This is a genomic window from Escherichia sp. TC-EC600-tetX4 (assembly GCF_019356055.1).
Lineage (GTDB): Bacteria > Pseudomonadota > Gammaproteobacteria > Enterobacterales > Enterobacteriaceae.
This window is the reverse complement of sequence record NZ_CP079924.1, coordinates 789,964-808,306: the sequence shown is the minus strand read 5'-3', so window position 1 is coordinate 808,306 and position 18,343 is coordinate 789,964. Positions and strand designations below refer to the sequence as shown.

Below are 18,343 nucleotides of genomic sequence, written 5' to 3'. Positions count from 1 at the left end.
CCTCTGTAATCAGTGTTTATGTTCGGCGGTTAATTGATTAAATAAAGTGTCGAGTTTTGGATCGCCAATATAGTTATTAATCAATATCAGTGGTTTATCCGTCACACGTTTCACGCGCCCTTCCAGACTGGCATGAGTAACGACGATATCCGCATCCGCAGGCACGTTTTCTATGGCGTAATGTTTTACTTCAATTGCCAGCCCCGCTTTTTCCAGGCGTTTACGGAAGGTGGTCGCGCCCATCGCACTGGAGCCCATCCCCGCATCGCAAACAAAGGCGATACGCTTAACCCTGCTTAACGAGAATGCACCCTCTTGTTTCATCGCCTTAACCGCATTGGCTGACTGAGCAAACTCATCTTCGCTCTCCGTTTCCACCGTTTTTTCCATCTTCAGTATCAGCGAAGTAATAGCAAAGGACACCAGGGTACCTACCGTAACACCGGCAATTGTCGCCAGGAACGAGCCTTTCGGCGTCAGTGCCAGGTAAGCAAAGATAGACCCCGGACTTGGGCCAGCCACCAGACCACCGTCCAGTAAGTTAAACATCCAGGTGCCAGACATACCGCCCGCAATCATGGCAATAATGGTCAGCGGCTTCATCAGCACATACGGGAAATACAGTTCGTGGATCCCACCGAGGAAGTGAATAATCATCGCCCCGGGCGCAGAACGTTTACTCATCCCTTTACCAAACAAGGTAAACGCCAGCAGCAGCCCCAGGCCCGGACCTGGGTTAGAGGCCACCATAAAGAAGATGGATTTACCGTTAACCGAAGCCTGTTGCATTCCCAGCGGATAATAGACGCCCTGATCGATCGCATTATTGAGGAAAAGCACTTTCGCCGGTTCATTGATGACTGACAACAATGGCAGATAACCCGCATGTACCAGCGCCTCAATACACTCTTTGACGAAAGTATTGGCAATTAACACCGCCGGGCCGATAACTTCAAAACCCAGCAGACAAAGGAGCATCCCCGCGATACCTAATGAGAAGTTATTGATAACCATCTCAAAACCGGCAGGTATGCGTTTTTCCAGTGCCTTATCGACATATTTTATGACCAACCCACCGAGCGGCCCCATGATCATTGAGCCAAGGAACATCGGGATCTCTGCGCCAACGATCACACCAATAGTACCTATTCCGCCCATGACCGCCCCGCGTTTACCGCCGACCAGATGACCACCTGTAGAACCAATCATCACGGGCAATAAATAGGTAATCATCGGGCCGACAATTTTGGCGAAATGTTCGTTAGGCAGCCAACCGGTGGGAATAAATAACGCAGTAATAAAACCCCAGGCAATAAAAGCACCAATATTGGGGATGACCATTGCAGTCAAAAAGCCCCCAAAAGCCTGGACCTTTGCACGAGCAGACTTGTTTTCCATAATATTATCCTGTAGAGGAGAGAGTAATTATCCGCGGCTGATAATGTCCGCTAATTGTTTTTCTGATGATGCTGTTAAGAGTTGTTCGAGTATTTCTTCTTCGCACAGTAATTCACTTAACGCCTGAATAGCGCCAATGTGCGAATCGGCATCGGCAGCAGAGAGTCCGATGAGTAATTTAATTGGTTCGTCATTCCCCGGAAAATAAACACCTTGTTCAAGTAATGTCAAAGACATCCCGGTTTTAAGCGCCCCACATTCCGGTCGCGCATGAGGCATTGCCACGCCTGGTGCGAGAATATAATAAGGGCCATTGTTAATGGTGGAATCTTTAATTGCCTGAATGTAATTCTCGCTGATATAGTTTTTATCCAGCAATGATACCATCGAGAAATCGATAGCTTCCTGCCAATCTTTTGCTGAATGTATAACTGAGATTGATGATTCTGGAAAATAATCACTAAGCCGCATAAATTATCCTTATTTTATTTTTAGGGTACCGTCCGGCGGTAAAAATAAAATACTCGTGCGGTTTAATGAAAGCAATTGAGCAGGGAAACCGGTGTTTTGAAAACAGTGAATTATTAATTTCTTATATAACATTGAGTTATAGATATAACAACAAATGTCAATACGCATATCGTGATGCATATTACATAATTGATATTTATTGCATATAAATATTTGTGATCTACAACACGCCTTATCTATTGCTTGTCCGCAAACGGACATATCAAGGTAATAAAAAAGGTCGCCGAAGCGACCTTTTTACCCGAAATGCTAATTACAGCAGTTCTTTTGCTTTCGCAACAACGTTATCAACAGTGAAGCCGAACTCTTCAAACAGCAGCTCTGCCGGAGCAGATTCACCGAAGGTGGTCATACCGACGATAGCACCGTTCAGGCCAACATACTTGTACCAGTAGTCAGCAATACCCGCTTCTACAGCAACGCGTGCAGTAACCGCTTTCGGCAGTACGGATTCACGGTAAGCAGCATCCTGCTTGTCAAATGCGTCGGTAGACGGCATGGACACCACGCGCGCTTTCACGCCTTCGGCAGTCAGTTTTTCGTAGGCAGCAACAGCCAGTTCAACTTCTGAACCGGTAGCGATGAAAATCAGTTCCGGCTGACCGGCGCAGTCTTTCAGCACATAACCACCGCGCGCGATGTTTGCCAGTTGCTCTTCAGTTCGTTCCTGCTGCGCCAGGTTCTGACGGGAGAGGATCAGTGCGGTCGGGCCGTCCTGACGCTCAACACCGTATTTCCACGCGACCGCGGATTCAACCTGGTCACACGGACGCCATGTAGACATGTTCGGGGTTACGCGCAGAGAAGCGACCTGCTCAACCGGCTGGTGAGTCGGGCCGTCTTCGCCCAGACCGATGGAGTCGTGGGTGTAAACCATCACCTGACGCTGTTTCATCAGCGCAGCCATACGTACGGCGTTACGTGCGTATTCCACGAACATCAGGAAGGTGGAGGTGTACGGCAGGAAGCCACCGTGCAGGGAGATACCGTTAGCAATCGCGGTCATACCGAACTCGCGAACACCGTAGTGGATGTAGTTACCCGCAGCATCTTCGTTGATTGCTTTAGAACCAGACCACAGGGTCAGGTTAGACGGCGCCAGGTCAGCAGAACCGCCGAGGAATTCCGGCAACAGCGGACCGAACGCTTCGATAGCATTCTGAGACGCTTTACGGCTGGCGATTTTCGCCGGATTAGCCTGCAGTTTAGCGATGAACTCTTTCGCTTTAGCGTCGAAGTCAGACGGCATTTCGCCTTTCATACGGCGGGTAAATTCAGCGGCTTCCTGCGGATAAGCTTTCGCGTAAGCAGCGAATTTCTCGTTCCATGCGGATTCTTTCGCCTGGCCTGCTTCTTTCGCATCCCACTGAGCATAGATTTCAGACGGGATTTCGAACGGCGCATATTTCCAGCCCAGTTGTTCGCGGGTCAGGGCAATTTCAGCGTCGCCCAGCGGCGCACCGTGGGAGTCGTGGGTACCGGCTTTGTTCGGGGAACCGAAACCGATGATGGTTTTGCACATCAGCAGGGAAGGTTTGTCAGTCACTGCGCGCGCTTCTTCTACTGCGCGTTTGATAGATGCCGCGTCATGACCGTCGATGTCGCGAATAACGTGCCAGCCGTAAGCTTCGAAACGCATTGCGGTGTCGTCGGTGAACCAGCCTTCAACGTGACCATCGATAGAAATACCGTTGTCATCGTAGAATGCAATCAGTTTACCCAGCTTCAGCGTACCCGCCAGAGAGCAAACTTCGTGGGAGATGCCTTCCATCATGCAGCCGTCGCCCATGAAGGCGTAGGTGTAGTGGTCGACAATGTCGTGGCCCGGACGGTTAAACTGCGCCGCCAGCGTTTTTTCTGCAATCGCCATACCGACTGCGTTGGCAATACCCTGACCCAGCGGACCGGTGGTGGTTTCCACACCAGCGGTGTAACCCACTTCCGGGTGACCCGGAGTTTTAGAGTGCAGCTGACGGAAGTTTTTCAGTTCTTCCATCGGCAGATCGTAACCGGTGAGGTGCAGCAGGCTGTAGATCAGCATGGAGCCGTGGCCGTTGGACAGCACGAAGCGGTCACGGTCAGCCCAGGACGGATTCTGCGGGTTGTGTTTCAGGAAATCACGCCACAGGACTTCGGCAATGTCAGCCATACCCATAGGGGCACCCGGGTGACCGGATTTGGCTTTCTGTACTGCGTCCATGCTCAGCGCACGAATAGCATTGGCAAGCTCTTTACGTGAGGACATTTTGACTCCAGATCGGATGATGAAGGGCACGCCCTTAACGACTTGACGACAGCGCGTTTTGGGCTACGCCGGAAAATTTGCCAACAATTTACCGCAAGCCGCGCGTCATGTACATGGAACATCCTTTTGCCGCTTCAGAAATCTCTGGATCATGCTCGCATGTTGCGCAATCTACTCGCCCGTCCGCTGCGCTTTTCCTTATACTGAGACTGAGCGTCGATTCACCTGCAAACGGCGCATTTTTAGAATAATCCTGACCTTGTGCGGAAGAGAAAACATGAAAATTCGCGCCTTATTGGTAGCAATGAGCGTGGCAACGGTACTGACTGGTTGCCAGAATATGGACTCCAACGGACTGCTCTCATCAGGAGCGGAAGCTTTTCAGGCTTACAGTTTGAGTGATGCGCAGGTGAAAACCCTGAGCGATCAGGCATGTCAGGAGATGGACAGCAAGGCGACGATTGCGCCAGCCAATAGCGAATACGCTAAACGTCTGACAACTATTGCCAATGCGCTAGGCAACAATATCAACGGTCAGCCGGTAAATTACAAAGTGTATATGGCGAAGGATGTGAACGCCTTTGCAATGGCTAACGGCTGTATCCGCGTCTATAGCGGGCTGATGGATATGATGACGGATAACGAAGTCGAAGCGGTGATCGGTCACGAAATGGGGCACGTGGCGTTAGGCCATGTGAAAAAAGGAATGCAGGTGGCACTTGGTACAAATGCCGTGCGAGTAGCTGCGGCCTCTGCGGGCGGGATTGTCGGAAGTTTATCTCAATCACAACTTGGTAATCTGGGCGAGAAATTAGTCAATTCGCAATTCTCCCAGCGCCAGGAAGCAGAAGCCGATGATTATTCTTACGATCTTCTGCGCCAACGCGGCATCAGCCCGGCAGGTCTTGCCACCAGCTTTGAAAAACTGGCAAAACTGGAAGAAGGTCGCCAAAGCTCAATGTTTGACGACCATCCTGCATCCGCCGAACGCGCCCAGCATATTCGCGATCGCATGAGCGCGGATGGGATTAAGTAAAGCCTGGTGGTGTCGAACGTAGGTCAGATAAGGCGTTCACGCCGCATCTGACATGAATGGCACATTTGTTACCTTGTGCGCATTGCCGGATGCGATGCTGGCGCATCTTATCCGGCCTACGGGTGCCGAACGTAGGTCGGATAAGGCGTTCACGCCGCATCCGACATTAATGGCACGTTTTACCCGTGCGCATCGCATCTGGTGCTTACTCGCCCTTTTTCGCCGCCTGAATATACAGCATTTCCAGCGCCAGCGTTGCCGCTGCCAGAGCAGTGATTTCCGACTGATCGTATGCCGGAGCCACTTCCACTACGTCCATCCCAACAATGTTGAGATCTTTCAGGCCGCGTACCAGTTTAATAGCGCGATCGGAGGTCAGGCCGCCAATCACTGGCGTACCGGTGCCTGGTGCAAAAGCAGGATCCAGGCAGTCGATATCAAAAGTCAGGTAAACCGGCATATCACCCACAATCTGTTTCACTTGGGCGATAACGTCATCCACGCTGCGATCGTTCACCTGGCAGGCGTCCAGCACGGTAAAGCCGTTGTCTTTATCAAACTCGGTACGAATACCAATCTGCACGGAATGATTCGGGTCGATCAGACCTTCTTTCGGCGCGGTATAGAACATAGTGCCGTGGTCAAATTCACAACCGTTCGCATAGGTATCGGTGTGGGCGTCAAAGTGTACCAGCGCCATTTTGCCGAAATGCTTCGCATGAGCACGCAGCAGCGGCAGCGTAACAAAGTGGTCACCACCGAAAGAGAGCATACGCTTACCGGCAGCCAGCAGCTTCTCGGCGTGCGCCTGCAGCTTTTCGCTCATCTCACGGGCATCGCCAAAGGCATATACCAGATCGCCGCAGTCCACGACGTTCAGACGCTCACGCATGTCGAAATTCCACGGGAAGCGGTTGTGTTCCCAGGCCAGATTCGTCGAAACCTGACGGATCGCTGCCGGACCGTGGCGACCACCCGCACGACCAGAAGTGGCCATATCGAACGGCACGCCAGTAATCACCCAGTCTGCATCGCTGTCATACGGCTGGAAGTTCATCGGCAGGCGTAAAAAACCAAAGGCATTGGAAACCAGTGAGTTATCGTATTGATGACCTAAGGTGCTCATGGATGGACTCCTATTACAAAGTCGATATAAAAAAACCCTTCCGCGTCGTTAGGCCCGACGAGGAAGGGTTGGATTTGTCACAATAAATTGTGGCGGATTATCACCGCTAAATTAAGCGGATTCAAGTAACACAGGACTTACTCATCTTCAAGATAAGTATAACCGTACAAACCTGCCTCGAACTCTTCAAGGAACTGTTGTTGCAGTTCAGCATCAAGATCGGTTTTCTTCACTTGATCGCGGAACTGGGTTAACAGCGTTTTCGGATCGAGCTGTACATATTGCAGCATGTCCGCCACGGTATCGCCTTCGTCAGACAGTTCTACTTCTACGCTACCGTCAGGGAAGACGAACACGTCAACCGCTTCGGTATCACCGAACAGGTTGTGCATGTTGCCGAGGATCTCCTGATATGCGCCGACCATAAAGAAACCGAGCATCGGCGGATTCTCTGGATCGTACTCCGGCATTGGCATTGTCGTGGCAATACCGTCACCATCAATATAGTGGTCGATAGCACCGTCAGAGTCACAGGTAATATCCAGCAGCACAGCGCGACGTTCCGGCACTTGATCCAGCCCTTCCAGCGGCAGAACCGGGAACAACTGGTCGATCCCCCATGCGTCCGGCATCGACTGGAACAGCGAGAAGTTGACGTACATTTTGTCCGCCATACGTTCCTGCAGCTCGTCGATAATCGGACGATGAGCACGGTTTTGCGGATCCAGCTGCTTTTGCACTTCATGGCACATGCTCAAATAAAGCTGCTCAGCCCATGCACGTTCTTGCAGGCTAAAGATGCCGGAAGAGTAGCCGATATGAATGTCGTGCAGATCCATCTGACTGTCGTGTAACCATTCACGCAGAGAACGGCGAGTTCCCGGTTCGTGCATCTCCTGCCAGGTTTCCCACATGCTTTGCAGCGCGCGCGGCGCATCTTCTGCAGGCGCGGTCGGCACCGTGTATTCGTTACGTTCCACGCCGATGATATTAGACACCAGCACGGTGTGATGCGCAGTCACCGCACGACCCGATTCGGTGATTACCGTCGGATGCGGCAGACCGTTTTCTTCACACGCATCGCCAATCGCCCAGATAATGTTGTTGGCGTATTCATTGAGGCCGTAGTTCACCGAACAGTCGGACTGCGAACGAGTACCTTCATAATCCACGCCCAGACCGCCGCCGACGTCGAAGCACTGAATATTGACGCCCAGCTTGTGCAGTTCCACATAGAAACGCGCGGATTCACGAACGCCTGTCGCGATATCGCGAATATTCGCCATCTGCGAACCGAGGTGGAAGTGCAGTAGTTGCAGGCTGTCGAGACGCCCGGCTTCACGCAGGGTTTCAACCAGTTGCAGTACCTGAGTCGCAGCCAGGCCGAACTTCGATTTTTCCCCGCCGGAGGACTGCCATTTACCCGAACCCTGCGAAGCCAGACGTGCACGCACGCCCAGACGAGGAACGACATTCAGACGTTCTGCTTCATCCAGCACAATGGCGATTTCTGACATCTTCTCAATGACCAGATAGACCTTGTGCCCCATCTTCTCGCCAATTAATGCCAGGCGGATATATTCGCGGTCTTTATAACCGTTGCAGACGATGACGCTACGGGTCATGCCAGCATGTGCCAGTACTGCCATCAACTCGGCTTTGGAACCGGCTTCCAGACCCAGCGGTTCGCCCGAATGAATCAGGGACTCAATCACGCGGCGGTGCTGGTTAACTTTGATCGGATAAACAAGGAAGTAATCGCCGTTATAGCCGTAGGATTCCCTCGCACGTTTGAACGCGGCGTTAATGGAACGCAAACGGTGCTGCAGGATCTGTGGGAAACAGAACAGTGCAGGCAGACGCTGGCCCTGTGCTTCACGAGTTTTCACTAACTGCGCGAGATCGACGCGAGCTTCCGGGACGTCCGGGTCCGGGCACACGCTAATGTGGCCCAGCTCGTTAACGTCATAGTAGTTATTGCCCCACCAGGCAATATTGTAAGTACGCAGCATCTTGCTGGCTTCCTGGGAGCTCATTGCAACCTCCTGCATGGAGCGTAGTACACCGTGTTCGCCCGCTGACGAAGGCAAACCCATAGACATGTCGTCAGACATAGCGAACCTCAAATTATTTTATTAAGTGTAAAACAGTTAACGACTATCGCAGCCTGGAACTGCGATAACAACCCATAAGCACATGGATTTTCCAGCAGTGAATGCTGACGCTCCAACTGCGCAACCGGTTTCTTTTTCATAACATTATTAAGCACATAACCGAACGTAAGTGTGAAAGTTCGGCGAAACCACGAGAAAACTCTTGTTTTTACAAGAGCGCCCTTGTTCAGTCCTCAGTAACTGTAACCAGCTCTTGAATCCTGAGAAGCGCCGAGATGGGTATAACATCGGCAGGTATGCAAAGCAGAGATGCAGAGTGCGGGGAACGAATCTTCACCAGAACGGTGAGACAGGTTAAGCAGCAGACAACGGTTCATTATTTCGTATCACCTCCACGGCCGCCTGTTAAGACGAACCCACAAGCCAAAACTCTGATTTCAACCCGGCTGGAAGTGGCAACACGAAAGAAACGTCGTGTGCTTTTTATTTAAGCCGCGCGCCGCGTTTTATACCCCACAATGGCAGAAAATTGCAAAAGATAAATACGCAGAATGCCGGCATTGTCAGGAAAAATTTCCAGCCACGTTTTTAACAGAATGAGACACGATTCAAAAAAAAGTGGAAATAGGGTGAAGAATTGACCTAAAATAGCCATCCAGATGTTAATCCATCCATACCGATTAACACTCAGACTGCCAGTGTTTTTAACCTGCAGAGTCGTGGTAGGATCCGCTACCACAGAAAATCCACACAACAGTTTGAGCTAACCAAATTCTCTTTAGGTGATATTAAATATGGCAAAACACCTTTTTACGTCCGAGTCCGTCTCTGAAGGGCATCCTGACAAAATTGCTGACCAAATTTCTGATGCCGTTTTAGACGCGATCCTCGAACAGGATCCGAAAGCACGCGTTGCTTGCGAAACCTACGTAAAAACCGGCATGGTTTTAGTTGGCGGCGAAATCACCACCAGCGCCTGGGTAGACATCGAAGAGATCACCCGTAACACCGTTCGCGAAATTGGCTATGTGCATTCCGACATGGGCTTTGACGCTAACTCCTGTGCGGTTCTGAGCGCTATCGGCAAACAGTCTCCTGACATCAACCAGGGCGTTGACCGTGCCGATCCGCTGGAACAGGGCGCGGGTGACCAGGGTCTGATGTTTGGCTACGCAACTAATGAAACCGACGTGCTGATGCCAGCACCTATCACCTATGCACACCGTCTGGTACAGCGTCAGGCTGAAGTGCGTAAAAACGGCACTCTGCCGTGGCTGCGCCCGGACGCGAAAAGCCAGGTGACTTTTCAGTATGACGACGGCAAAATCGTTGGTATCGATGCTGTCGTGCTTTCCACTCAGCACTCTGAAGAGATCGACCAGAAATCGCTGCAAGAAGCGGTAATGGAAGAGATCATCAAGCCAATTCTGCCCGCTGAATGGCTGACTTCTGCCACCAAATTCTTCATCAACCCGACCGGTCGTTTCGTTATCGGTGGCCCAATGGGTGACTGCGGTCTGACTGGTCGTAAAATTATCGTTGATACCTACGGCGGCATGGCGCGTCACGGTGGCGGTGCATTCTCTGGTAAAGATCCATCAAAAGTGGACCGTTCCGCAGCCTACGCAGCACGTTATGTCGCGAAAAACATCGTTGCTGCTGGCCTGGCCGATCGTTGTGAAATTCAGGTTTCCTACGCAATCGGCGTGGCTGAACCGACCTCCATCATGGTAGAAACTTTCGGTACTGAGAAAGTGCCTTCTGAACAACTGACCCTGCTGGTACGTGAGTTCTTCGACCTGCGCCCATACGGTCTGATTCAGATGCTGGATCTGCTGCACCCGATCTACAAAGAAACCGCAGCATACGGTCACTTTGGTCGTGAACATTTCCCGTGGGAAAAAACCGACAAAGCGCAGCTGCTGCGCGATGCTGCCGGTCTGAAGTAATCTTTCTTCACCTGCGTTCAAAGGCCAGCCTCGCGCTGGCCTTTTTCTTTTGGATAGGCGTTCACGCCGCATCCGGCAAAAAAACCGCCCGCACAATAACATCATTCTTCCTGATCACGTTTCACCGCAGATTATCATCACAACTGAAACCGATTACACCAACCACAACAGACAAAGATTTGTAATATTTTCATATTATTATTCGGTTTTCACAGTTGTTACATTTCTTTTCAGTAAAGTCTTAATTGCAGATAACAGCGTTTAATCTATGATGATATAACTCAATTATTTTCATGCACTTAAATCATAACTAAGATAAATGTTAGTGTAAGCGATTACACTGATGTGATTTGCTTCACATCTTTTTACGTCGTACTCACCTATCTTAATTCACAATAAAAAATAACCATATTGGAGGGCATCATGCCTGACGCTAAAAAACAGGGGCGGTCAAACAAGGCAATGACGTTTTTCGTCTGCTTCCTTGCCGCTCTGGCGGGATTACTCTTTGGCCTGGATATCGGTGTAATTGCTGGCGCACTGCCGTTTATTGCAGATGAATTCCAGATTACTTCGCACACGCAAGAATGGGTCGTAAGCTCCATGATGTTCGGTGCGGCAGTCGGTGCGGTGGGCAGCGGCTGGCTCTCCTTTAAACTCGGGCGCAAAAAGAGCCTGATGATCGGCGCAATTTTGTTTGTTGCCGGTTCGCTGTTCTCTGCGGCTGCGCCAAACGTTGAAGTACTGATTCTTTCCCGCGTTCTACTGGGGCTGGCGGTGGGTGTGGCCTCTTATACCGCACCGCTGTACCTCTCTGAAATTGCGCCGGAAAAAATTCGTGGCAGTATGATCTCGATGTATCAGTTGATGATCACTATCGGGATCCTCGGTGCTTATCTTTCTGATACCGCCTTCAGCTACACCGGTGCATGGCGCTGGATGCTGGGTGTGATTATCATCCCGGCAATTTTGCTGCTGATTGGTGTCTTCTTCCTGCCAGACAGCCCACGTTGGTTTGCCGCCAAACGCCGTTTTGTTGATGCCGAACGCGTGCTGCTACGCCTGCGTGACACCAGCGCGGAAGCGAAACGCGAACTGGATGAAATCCGTGAAAGTTTGCAGGTTAAACAGAGTGGCTGGGCGCTGTTTAAAGAGAACAGCAACTTCCGCCGCGCGGTGTTCCTTGGCGTACTGTTGCAGGTAATGCAGCAATTCACCGGGATGAACGTCATCATGTATTACGCGCCGAAAATCTTCGAACTGGCGGGTTATACCAACACTACCGAGCAAATGTGGGGGACCGTGATTGTCGGCCTGACCAACGTACTTGCCACCTTTATCGCAATCGGCCTTGTTGACCGCTGGGGACGTAAACCAACGCTAACGCTGGGCTTCCTGGTGATGGCTGCTGGCATGGGCGTACTCGGTACAATGATGCATATCGGTATTCACTCTCCGTCGGCGCAGTATTTCGCCATCGCCATGCTGCTGATGTTTATTGTCGGTTTTGCCATGAGTGCCGGTCCGCTGATTTGGGTACTGTGCTCCGAAATTCAGCCGCTGAAAGGCCGCGATTTTGGCATCACCTGCTCCACTGCCACCAACTGGATTGCCAACATGATCGTTGGCGCAACGTTCCTGACCATGCTCAACACGCTGGGTAACGCCAACACCTTCTGGGTGTATGCGGCTCTGAACGTACTGTTTATCCTGCTGACATTGTGGCTGGTACCGGAAACCAAACACGTTTCGCTGGAACATATTGAACGTAATCTGATGAAAGGTCGTAAACTGCGCGAAATAGGCGCTCACGATTAATCTCCCCAAGCTTCCTCCCATCGCGGAGGAAGCCACCTCTTGCAGTCATCTTTTCTTCGCTCTATCCTCTGCCGCTATGAAAACATCCCGTCTCCCTATCGCCATCCAACAGGCCGTTATGCGTCGCCTGCGGGAAAAACTCGCCCAGGCCAACCTGAAGCTAGGGCGTAACTACCCGGAGCCAAAACTCTCTTACACCCAGCGCGGAACCTCCGCCGGAACGGCCTGGCTGGAAAGCTATGAAATTCGCCTCAATCCCGTTTTGCTGTTGGAAAACAGTGAAGCTTTTATTGAAGAAGTGGTACCGCACGAACTGGCACATTTGCTGGTATGGAAACATTTCGGCCGCGTAGCGCCACATGGCAAAGAGTGGAAGTGGATGATGGAAAACGTGCTGGGTGTTCCCGCCCGTCGTACGCATCAGTTCGAACTGCAATCCGTGCGTCGCAACACCTTCCCCTACCGCTGCAAGTGCCAGGAGCATCAGCTTACCGTACGCCGCCATAATCGCGTAGTTCGTGGCGAGGCCGTCTATCGCTGTGTTCACTGCGGTGAACAGCTGGTTGCGAAATAACCATCTGAACTATCAGGAACTTTCCTGATCTGGCTGATTGCATACCAAAACAGCTTTCGCTACGTTGCTGGCTCGTTTTAACACGGAGTAAGTGATGTACCGTTATTTGTCTATTGCTGCGGTGGTACTGAGCGCAGCATTTTCCGGCCCGGCGTTGGCCGAAGGTATCAATAGTTTTTCTCAGGCGAAAGCCGCGGCGGTAAAAGTCCACGCTGACGCGCCCGGTACGTTTTATTGCGGATGTAAAATTAACTGGCAGGGCAAAAAAGGCGTTGTTGATCTGCAATCGTGCGGCTATCAGGTGCGCAAAAATGAAAACCGCGCCAGCCGCGTAGAGTGGGAACATGTCGTTCCCGCCTGGCAGTTCGGTCACCAGCGCCAGTGCTGGCAGGACGGTGGACGTAAAAACTGCGCTAAAGATCCGGTCTATCGCAAGATGGAAAGCGATATGCATAACCTGCAGCCGTCAGTCGGTGAGGTGAATGGCGATCGCGGCAACTTTATGTACAGCCAGTGGAATGGCGGTGAAGGCCAGTACGGTCAATGCGCCATGAAGGTCGATTTCAAAGAAAAAGCTGCCGAACCACCAGCGCGTGCACGCGGTGCCATTGCGCGCACCTACTTCTATATGCGCGACCAATACAACCTGACACTCTCTCGCCAGCAAACGCAGCTGTTCAACGCATGGAACAAGATGTATCCGGTTACCGACTGGGAGTGCGAGCGCGATGAACGCATCGCGAAGGTGCAGGGCAATCATAACCCGTATGTGCAACGCGCTTGCCAGGCGCGAAAGAGCTAACCTACACTAGCGGGATTCTTTTTGTTAACCCCTACCCCACGCGTACAACCGCGTGGGGAGACGACGCGGATTTTTAACTATGCGTATCCCCCGCATTTATCATCCTGAACCACTGACCAGCCATTCTCACATCGCGCTTTGCGAAGATGCCGCCAACCATATCGGGCGCGTACTGCGCATGGGGCCGGGGCAGGCGTTGCAATTGTTTGACGGTAGCAACCAGGTCTTTGACGCCGAAATTACCAGCGCCAGCAAAAAAAGCGTGGAAGTGAAGGTGCTGGAAGGCCAGATCGACGATCGCGAATCTCCGCTGCATATTCACCTCGGTCAGGTGATGTCGCGTGGTGAAAAAATGGAATTTACTATCCAGAAATCGATCGAACTCGGTGTAAGCCTCATTACGCCACTTTTTTCTGAGCGCTGCGGCGTTAAACTGGATAGTGAACGTCTGAACAAGAAGCTTCAGCAGTGGCAGAAGATTGCAATTGCTGCCTGTGAGCAGTGTGGTCGTAACCGGGTGCCGGAAATCCGTCCAGCGATGGATCTGGAAGCCTGGTGTGCAGAGCAGGATGAAGGACTGAAACTGAATCTTCACCCGCGCGCCAGTAACAGCATCAATACGTTGCCGTTACCGGTTGAACGCGTCCGCCTGCTGATTGGCCCGGAAGGCGGTTTATCGGCAGATGAAATTGCCATGACTGCCCGCTATCAATTTACTGATATCCTGTTGGGACCTCGCGTTTTGCGTACAGAGACAACTGCGCTCACCGCCATTACCGCGCTACAAGTACGATTTGGCGATTTGGGCTAACGGAGAAGAATAATGATCAAGCTCGGCATCGTGATGGACCCCATCGCAAACATCAACATCAAGAAAGATTCCAGTTTTGCTATGTTGCTGGAAGCACAGCGTCGTGGTTACGAACTTCACTATATGGAGATGGGCGATCTGTATCTGATCAATGGTGAAGCCCGCGCCCATACCCGCACGCTGAACGTGAAGCAGAACTACGAAGAGTGGTTTTCGTTCGTCGGTGAACAGGATCTGCCGCTGGCCGATCTCGATGTGATCCTGATGCGTAAAGACCCGCCGTTTGATACCGAGTTTATCTACGCGACCTATATTCTGGAACGTGCCGAAGAGAAAGGGACGCTGATCGTTAACAAGCCGCAGAGCCTGCGCGACTGTAACGAGAAACTGTTTACCGCCTGGTTCTCTGACTTAACGCCAGAAACGCTGGTTACGCGCAATAAAGCGCAGCTAAAAGCGTTCTGGGAGAAACACAGCGACATCATTCTTAAGCCGCTGGACGGTATGGGCGGCGCGTCGATTTTCCGCGTGAAAGAAGGCGATCCAAACCTCGGCGTGATTGCCGAAACCCTGACTGAGCATGGCACTCGCTACTGCATGGCGCAAAATTACCTGCCAGCCATTAAAGATGGCGACAAACGCGTGCTGGTGGTGGATGGCGAGCCGGTACCGTACTGCCTGGCGCGTATTCCGCAGGGGGGCGAAACCCGTGGCAATCTGGCTGCCGGTGGTCGCGGTGAACCTCGTCCGCTGACGGAAAGTGACTGGAAAATCGCCCGTCAGATCGGGCCGACGCTGAAAGAAAAAGGGCTGATTTTTGTTGGTCTGGATATCATCGGCGACCGTCTGACTGAAATTAACGTCACCAGCCCAACCTGTATTCGTGAGATTGAAGCAGAGTTTCCGGTGTCGATCACCGGAATGTTAATGGATGCCATCGAAGCACGTTTACAGCAGCAGTAACCCACCTTAGCGAGAAGGATCTCGTTGAGACTCTGAGTGACAGCGCCCTTCTTTCCACGCATACTGGGCGCTGTTGCTTTTTTGAACCAGGAAACAGAACCTCTGACAATGAATTTACAGCATCACTTTCTTATTGCCATGCCTGCTCTCCAGGATCCGATTTTCCGTCGTTCCGTGGTCTACATTTGCGAACATAATACCAATGGTGCAATGGGGATCATCGTCAACAAGCCGCTGGAAAATCTCAAAATTGAAGGGATTCTGGAAAAGCTGAAGATCACGCCGGAGCCGCGTGATGAATCAATCCGTCTGGATAAACCGGTTATGCTCGGCGGTCCGCTGGCTGAAGATCGCGGGTTTATTTTGCATACTCCGCCCTCCAATTTTGCTTCCAGCATTCGCATTTCAGACAACACGGTAATGACCACTTCCCGCGATGTGCTGGAAACGCTCGGCACCGATAAACAACCGTCTGACGTATTGGTGGCTCTGGGTTATGCCTCCTGGGAGAAAGGTCAACTGGAACAAGAAATTCTCGATAACGCGTGGCTAACGGCCCCGGCAGATCTGAATATTCTGTTCAAAACGCCGATTGCCGACCGCTGGCGCGAGGCGGCAAAACTGATTGGTGTGGATATTCTCACCATGCCTGGTGTGGCAGGACACGCCTGATGAGTGGAACCTTACTCGCCTTCGACTTCGGCACCAAAAGCATTGGCGTAGCGGTCGGCCAACGCATTACCGGCACCGCTCGCCCTTTGCCTGCAATTAAAGCACAGGACGGTACGCCGGACTGGAACATTATCGAGCGTTTACTGAAAGAGTGGCAGCCGGACGAAATCATCGTCGGTTTGCCGCTGAATATGGACGGCACCGAGCAACCATTGACTGCCAGAGCGCGTAAATTTGCCAACCGTATTCATGGCCGTTTCGGTGTTGAAGTAAAGCTCCATGACGAGCGTCTTAGCACTGTGGAAGCCCGTTCCGGTCTGTTTGAACAGGGCGGCTATCGGGCGCTCAACAAAGGCAAAGTTGACTCTGCCTCTGCGGTTATTATTCTCGAAAGCTATTTCGAGCAGGGATATTAAGGCGATTTAAACGCCTGGCGGAGTGTAAATAATATCATCGCGTCTTATTGCCGGATGCGGCGTGAACACCTTATCCAGCACACATCTGGCAGCGGCTATAGGTCTGATAAGACGCGTTAGCGTCGCATCAGACATTTATTGCCTTTGTAGGCCCGATAAGCTTGCGCATCGGGCATGGCAACGTCACAAACGCCCTTCCCCCACCCGGTGCTGATAACTCTGCTGAAACGTTATCATCCCCACCTGCTGCCCGGTTTGAATAACATGCGGTAACTGGTGGGTTTTCCCTTCGCGAATCAAATTCCCCACCGCGGGTGTGTTAATCAGCAATTCAAATAGCGCCACGCGTCCTTCCTGTTTATCCACTTCCAGCTTTTGTGACAGCACTGCCCGTAAACTACCTGCCAGTTGATTACGCACGGGGTCTTTTTCCTGCGCCGGAAATGAATCCACCAGTCGCTCAACTGCCTGCGCGGCACCACGCGTATGTAATGTTGCCAGCACCAAATGCCCGGTTTCTGCCGCCGTCAGTGCCAGACGGATTGTCTCGCTGTCACGCAGCTCTCCGAGCAAAATCACATCAGGATCTTCCCGCAATGCGGCCCGCAATCCCGATGCGAACGTCATACAGTGCAAACCAATTTCCCGCTGCTGGATCAAACATCGCTGGCTGGCATAGAGATATTCAACAGGATCTTCCAGCGTCAGAATATGCGCATCGGCATGTTGATTGAGATAGCCAACCATCGCCGCCAGCGTGGTAGATTTGCCACTCCCCGTCGCCCCCGTCACCAGAATCAGGCCATTCTCGCTCTTGAGTAATTCCGGCAATACCGTTGGTGCGCCAAGCTGTTCGAGCTGCGGGCAGTGCGAAGGTAACAGCCGTAACGCCAGCGAAATGCCATGCCGTTGCGCGAATGCGCTGCCACGCAATCGCTGGTTTTCCGCCAGCGACACGGCAAAATCCAGCTGACCATTCTCCAGCAATATTGCCCGCTGATCGTCATCCAGCCACTCCCGCAGTAGCTCTTCGACGTCCGGCGTATCAAACGGCGCAGCTTCCATTCTGCCGCGAATGCGCCATCGTGCGGGCCAGGCGCTGCACAGGTGTAGATCCGAGACGTTATGCTTTACACTAAGGGCCACAATTTCTTCCATATTCATACTAAGATCCTCGGAAAATGAACGATATTGCGCATAACCTGGCACAGGTCCGGGACAAAATCTCAGCGGCTGCAACGCGTTGCGGCCGTTCTCCAGAAGAAATTACGCTGCTTGCAGTCAGTAAAACAAAACCTGCGAGCGCCATCGCAGAAGCCATTGATGCCGGGCAGCGTCAATTTGGTGAAAACTACGTTCAGGAAGGGGTAGATAAAATTCGCCACTTTCAGGAACTGGGCGTAACAGGATTAGAATGGCATTTTATTGGCCCGTTGCAGTCTAATAAAAGCCGCCTGGTGGCAGAGCATTTCGACTGGTGTCATACCATCGACCGTTTGCGCATCGCTACCCGTCTCAACGACCAGCGCCCGGCAGAACTTCCCCCTCTTAACGTTCTGATTCAAATTAACATTAGTGATGAAAACAGTAAGTCCGGGATTCAACTGGCTGAACTGGACGAGCTGGCAGCTGCGGTCGCTGAACTACCGCGTTTACGTCTGCGCGGGTTGATGGCAATCCCTGCGCCTGAGTCAGAATATGTAAGGCAGTTTGAAGTTGCACGCCAAATGGCTGTAGCATTTGCCGGACTGAAAACGCGCTACCCGCATATCGACACGCTCTCTCTGGGAATGTCGGACGATATGGAAGCCGCCATTGCGGCAGGTAGCACGATGGTTCGTATCGGCACTGCAATTTTTGGTGCGCGTGATTACTCTAAAAAATAAGG

At 51.9% G+C, this 18,343-nt stretch carries 19 protein-coding genes; 10 read left to right on the top strand and 9 right to left on the bottom strand.

Annotated elements, in window-relative coordinates; all coding sequences use genetic code 11:
• Positions 1-9: 9 nt before the first annotated feature.
• The 3 genes from cmtA to tkt all read right to left on the bottom strand — a co-directional run bounded on the left by cmtA (position 10) and on the right by tkt (position 4,174).
• Positions 10-1,398 (bottom strand): PTS mannitol transporter subunit IICB, encoded by a 1,389-nt coding sequence (gene cmtA / locus KXD89_RS03910; RefSeq protein ID WP_000428805.1) that lies wholly within the window; start codon positions 1,396-1,398, stop codon positions 10-12.
• Between the two features lie 27 nt (positions 1,399-1,425).
• The gene (gene cmtB / locus KXD89_RS03905) at positions 1,426-1,869 is read right to left on the bottom strand and encodes a PTS mannitol transporter subunit IIA (protein WP_001239650.1); all 444 of its coding nucleotides are present in this window, start codon (positions 1,867-1,869) and stop codon (positions 1,426-1,428) included.
• A 313-nt stretch (positions 1,870-2,182) separates the two neighbouring features.
• A complete protein-coding gene (tkt, locus tag KXD89_RS03900; protein ID WP_000098614.1) occupies positions 2,183-4,174 on the bottom strand; it encodes a transketolase in 1,992 nt (663 codons plus the stop codon).
• A gap of 277 nt (positions 4,175-4,451) precedes the next feature.
• Between tkt and loiP the strand changes: the two genes are divergently transcribed.
• Entirely contained in the window at positions 4,452-5,210 is a 759-nt protein-coding gene (gene loiP, locus KXD89_RS03895; RefSeq protein ID WP_001326497.1) for a metalloprotease LoiP, read from the top strand.
• 205 nt (positions 5,211-5,415) lie between these two features.
• On the opposite strand, the gene speB is transcribed toward loiP, so the two are convergent.
• The 5 genes from speB to yqgD all read right to left on the bottom strand — a co-directional run bounded on the left by speB (position 5,416) and on the right by yqgD (position 9,189).
• Positions 5,416-6,336 (bottom strand): agmatinase, encoded by a 921-nt coding sequence (speB, locus tag KXD89_RS03890; protein ID WP_000105566.1) that lies wholly within the window; start codon positions 6,334-6,336, stop codon positions 5,416-5,418.
• Between the two features lie 137 nt (positions 6,337-6,473).
• Positions 6,474-8,450, bottom strand: a complete 1,977-nt coding sequence (gene speA, locus KXD89_RS03885; RefSeq protein ID WP_001300904.1) for a biosynthetic arginine decarboxylase — start codon at positions 8,448-8,450, stop codon at positions 6,474-6,476.
• Between the two features lie 8 nt (positions 8,451-8,458).
• The gene (gene yqgB / locus KXD89_RS03880) at positions 8,459-8,590 is read right to left on the bottom strand and encodes an acid stress response protein YqgB (RefSeq protein WP_001297406.1); all 132 of its coding nucleotides are present in this window, start codon (positions 8,588-8,590) and stop codon (positions 8,459-8,461) included.
• A gap of 93 nt (positions 8,591-8,683) precedes the next feature.
• Positions 8,684-8,827, bottom strand: a complete 144-nt coding sequence (yqgG, locus tag KXD89_RS22400) for a protein YqgG (protein ID WP_001297404.1) — start codon at positions 8,825-8,827, stop codon at positions 8,684-8,686.
• 110 nt (positions 8,828-8,937) lie between these two features.
• On the bottom strand, positions 8,938-9,189 hold the full coding sequence (yqgD, locus tag KXD89_RS22395; RefSeq protein WP_001326496.1) for a protein YqgD: 252 nt from the start codon (positions 9,187-9,189) through the stop codon (positions 8,938-8,940).
• Between the two features lie 55 nt (positions 9,190-9,244).
• Between yqgD and metK the strand changes: the two genes are divergently transcribed.
• The 8 genes from metK (at position 9,245) to ruvX (ending at position 16,455) form a co-directional block, all read left to right on the top strand.
• Entirely contained in the window at positions 9,245-10,399 is a 1,155-nt protein-coding gene (gene metK, locus KXD89_RS03870) for a methionine adenosyltransferase (protein ID WP_001062128.1), read from the top strand.
• 423 nt (positions 10,400-10,822) lie between these two features.
• The gene (galP, locus tag KXD89_RS03865) at positions 10,823-12,217 is read left to right on the top strand and encodes a galactose/proton symporter (protein WP_001112301.1); all 1,395 of its coding nucleotides are present in this window, start codon (positions 10,823-10,825) and stop codon (positions 12,215-12,217) included.
• 76 nt (positions 12,218-12,293) lie between these two features.
• A complete protein-coding gene (locus KXD89_RS03860) occupies positions 12,294-12,791 on the top strand; it encodes a SprT family zinc-dependent metalloprotease (RefSeq protein ID WP_001300769.1) in 498 nt (165 codons plus the stop codon).
• A gap of 94 nt (positions 12,792-12,885) precedes the next feature.
• Complete coding sequence (gene endA, locus KXD89_RS03855; protein ID WP_000286500.1) at positions 12,886-13,593, top strand: deoxyribonuclease I; 708 nt, start codon at positions 12,886-12,888, stop codon at positions 13,591-13,593.
• A gap of 79 nt (positions 13,594-13,672) precedes the next feature.
• Entirely contained in the window at positions 13,673-14,404 is a 732-nt protein-coding gene (rsmE, locus tag KXD89_RS03850) for a 16S rRNA (uracil(1498)-N(3))-methyltransferase (RefSeq protein WP_001222509.1), read from the top strand.
• A gap of 12 nt (positions 14,405-14,416) precedes the next feature.
• Complete coding sequence (gene gshB / locus KXD89_RS03845) at positions 14,417-15,367, top strand: glutathione synthase (RefSeq protein ID WP_000593273.1); 951 nt, start codon at positions 14,417-14,419, stop codon at positions 15,365-15,367.
• Positions 15,368-15,475: 108 nt separating this feature from the next.
• Positions 15,476-16,039: a YqgE/AlgH family protein gene (locus tag KXD89_RS03840; RefSeq protein ID WP_001053178.1), complete on the top strand. Its 564-nt coding sequence runs from the start codon at positions 15,476-15,478 to the stop codon at positions 16,037-16,039.
• Positions 16,039-16,455 carry a Holliday junction resolvase RuvX gene (ruvX, locus tag KXD89_RS03835; RefSeq protein WP_000017106.1) on the top strand — a complete coding sequence of 139 codons (417 nt, stop codon included), beginning with the start codon at positions 16,039-16,041 and terminating at the stop codon, positions 16,453-16,455. The genes KXD89_RS03840 and ruvX overlap by 1 nt, the downstream gene beginning before the upstream one ends.
• 183 nt (positions 16,456-16,638) lie before the next feature.
• On the opposite strand, the gene KXD89_RS03830 is transcribed toward ruvX, so the two are convergent.
• Entirely contained in the window at positions 16,639-17,619 is a 981-nt protein-coding gene (locus KXD89_RS03830) for a PilT/PilU family type 4a pilus ATPase (protein WP_001326494.1), read from the bottom strand.
• 17 nt (positions 17,620-17,636) lie between these two features.
• On the opposite strand from KXD89_RS03830, the gene yggS reads away from it, so the two are divergent.
• A complete protein-coding gene (gene yggS / locus KXD89_RS03825; protein ID WP_000997795.1) occupies positions 17,637-18,341 on the top strand; it encodes a pyridoxal phosphate homeostasis protein in 705 nt (234 codons plus the stop codon).
• The last annotated feature ends 2 nt before the right edge of the window (positions 18,342-18,343 follow it).

Coding starts and splice junctions, on each gene's coding strand:
- cmtA (WP_000428805.1), bottom strand. CDS start 1,398: ATGGAAAACAAGTCTGCTCGTGCAAAGGTCCAGGCTTTTGGGGGCTTT.
- cmtB (WP_001239650.1), bottom strand. CDS start 1,869: ATGCGGCTTAGTGATTATTTTCCAGAATCATCAATCTCAGTTATACAT.
- tkt (WP_000098614.1), bottom strand. CDS start 4,174: ATGTCCTCACGTAAAGAGCTTGCCAATGCTATTCGTGCGCTGAGCATG.
- loiP (WP_001326497.1), top strand. CDS start 4,452: ATGAAAATTCGCGCCTTATTGGTAGCAATGAGCGTGGCAACGGTACTG.
- speB (WP_000105566.1), bottom strand. CDS start 6,336: ATGAGCACCTTAGGTCATCAATACGATAACTCACTGGTTTCCAATGCC.
- speA (WP_001300904.1), bottom strand. CDS start 8,450: ATGTCTGACGACATGTCTATGGGTTTGCCTTCGTCAGCGGGCGAACAC.
- yqgB (WP_001297406.1), bottom strand. CDS start 8,590: ATGAAAAAGAAACCGGTTGCGCAGTTGGAGCGTCAGCATTCACTGCTG.
- yqgG (WP_001297404.1), bottom strand. CDS start 8,827: ATGAACCGTTGTCTGCTGCTTAACCTGTCTCACCGTTCTGGTGAAGAT.
- metK (WP_001062128.1), top strand. CDS start 9,245: ATGGCAAAACACCTTTTTACGTCCGAGTCCGTCTCTGAAGGGCATCCT.
- galP (WP_001112301.1), top strand. CDS start 10,823: ATGCCTGACGCTAAAAAACAGGGGCGGTCAAACAAGGCAATGACGTTT.
- KXD89_RS03860 (WP_001300769.1), top strand. CDS start 12,294: ATGAAAACATCCCGTCTCCCTATCGCCATCCAACAGGCCGTTATGCGT.
- endA (WP_000286500.1), top strand. CDS start 12,886: ATGTACCGTTATTTGTCTATTGCTGCGGTGGTACTGAGCGCAGCATTT.
- rsmE (WP_001222509.1), top strand. CDS start 13,673: ATGCGTATCCCCCGCATTTATCATCCTGAACCACTGACCAGCCATTCT.
- gshB (WP_000593273.1), top strand. CDS start 14,417: ATGATCAAGCTCGGCATCGTGATGGACCCCATCGCAAACATCAACATC.
- KXD89_RS03840 (WP_001053178.1), top strand. CDS start 15,476: ATGAATTTACAGCATCACTTTCTTATTGCCATGCCTGCTCTCCAGGAT.
- ruvX (WP_000017106.1), top strand. CDS start 16,039: ATGAGTGGAACCTTACTCGCCTTCGACTTCGGCACCAAAAGCATTGGC.
- KXD89_RS03830 (WP_001326494.1), bottom strand. CDS start 17,619: ATGAATATGGAAGAAATTGTGGCCCTTAGTGTAAAGCATAACGTCTCG.
- yggS (WP_000997795.1), top strand. CDS start 17,637: ATGAACGATATTGCGCATAACCTGGCACAGGTCCGGGACAAAATCTCA.